At 68.4% G+C, this 1,664-nt stretch carries 1 protein-coding gene; it reads left to right on the top strand.

The features are described 5' to 3' along the window. Positions 1 to 122: 122 nt before the first annotated feature. The gene (locus D7318_RS32275; RefSeq protein ID WP_120700797.1) at positions 123 to 1,499 is read left to right on the top strand and encodes an IS1380 family transposase; all 1,377 of its coding nucleotides are present in this window, start codon (positions 123 to 125) and stop codon (positions 1,497 to 1,499) included. Positions 1,500 to 1,664 lie beyond the last annotated feature (165 nt).

Raw genomic sequence — 1,664 nt, 5'->3', positions numbered from 1 at the left:
CCTCGGGCTTTCATGGGGTGGGCCGTCCGAAGGGTGATCGAAAACGCGAGAAGTGCTCCTGACCTGGGACGATAGGACTTGTCGAGGGTCCAGATCGTGCCGTGGAAAGAAGCACTTCTCAGGTGAAGAAGCGTATCGGGTCGTACCCGCGTGTCCGCGTCGAGGGCGGCGGCCGGGCGATAGTCTCCCAGGCCGGGGGCGTGCTGCTGGTCGAGACCGTCCGCAAGACCGGGCTGGACCAGGCGATATCGGCGGCGCTGGCGCCTTGGCGGAAGGCTCGGGCGGTGCACGATCCGGGCAAGATCCTGCTGGACGTGGTCCTGGCAGTCGCGCTGGGCGGTGACTGCCTGGCCGATGTCGGGATGCTGAGGGCCGAGCCGGCCGTGTTCGGCCTGGTGGCCTCCGACCCGACCGTCTCCCGCCTTATCGACACCTTGGCCGCGGCCGGCCCGAAGGCTGTGAGCGCGATCCGGTCAGCACGGGCCGAAGTACGCGAGCGGACATGGAGGTTGGCCGGAGCCTCGTCGCCGGAGGCCACCGGAGAGGTCATCGTGGACCTGGACGGAGTGCTGGTACTGGCCCACTCTGACAAGCAGGACGCGGCCGCGACCTGGAAGAAGACTTATGGACATCACCCGCTGCTGGGCTTCGTCGACCATGGAAGCGGCGGCACCGGAGAGCCGGTGGCCGCGCTGTTGCGGCCCGGGAACGCGGGCAGTAACACCGCCGCCGACCACATCACCACCGCCCAACTCGCCCTGGCCCAACTACCGAAGAAGTACCGGCGTGGACGCCAGACGCTGATTCGGACCGACTCGGGCGGCGGCACCCACGAGTTCGTCGCCTGGCTCGCCCAGCGCGGGCGGTGGCTGTCGTACTCCGTCGGCATGACCATCACCGACGCCATCCACCAGGCCGTCCTCAAGGTCCCCACCACCGCATGGACGGTGGCCGTCGAACCGGACGGCGAGATCCGCGACGGCGCCTGGATCGCAGAGCTCGACGGCGACATCCTCAAAGGCTGGCCGAAGGGGATGCGGCTGATCGTCCGCAAGGAACGGCCGCACCCCGGCGCGCAGTTGCGCTTCACCGATGCCGACGGACTACGGCTCACCGCGTTCGCCACCAACACCACCGGCGTCCCGATCGCCGCACTCGAACTGAGACACCGTCAGCGGGCACGCGCCGAGGACCGCATCCGAAACGCTCGCGCTACCGGCCTGCGCAACCTGCCCCTGCACGACACCGCGCAGAACCGGATCTGGCTGGAGATCGTCCAGATCGCCCTCGATCTGCTGGCCTGGATGCCCATGCTCGCTCTAACCGGCGAAACCCGCAGGTGGGAGCCCCGCCGTTTGAGGCTCCGCCTCTTTTCCACCGCCGCCCAGATCGTCACGACCGCCCGCCGCCGACACCTGAGATTCGCATGCCACTGGCCCTGGATCGACTTGATCACCGACGCCATGGCACGACTCGAAGCTCTCCCGAACCCCGGCTGACCAGCACATTTCCCGTTCCTGCGAGCAGTACCACCCCGACCGGAGCCGTGGAACCCGGCGCCCACCCGACGCGACAACCGGGCCATCACCCTGCCCGCCACCAACCCGAACAACCGAAACGGCCCGGCGGGCAAACCGACGGACCGTCACGAAAGATCGAGGCTA

This window comes from Streptomyces radicis, from assembly GCF_003626575.1.
Taxonomy (GTDB): Bacteria; Actinomycetota; Actinomycetes; order Streptomycetales; family Streptomycetaceae; genus Streptomyces; species Streptomyces radicis.
The sequence above is the reverse complement of the archived record's forward strand: the minus strand, read 5'-3'. Positions and strand labels throughout refer to the sequence as shown.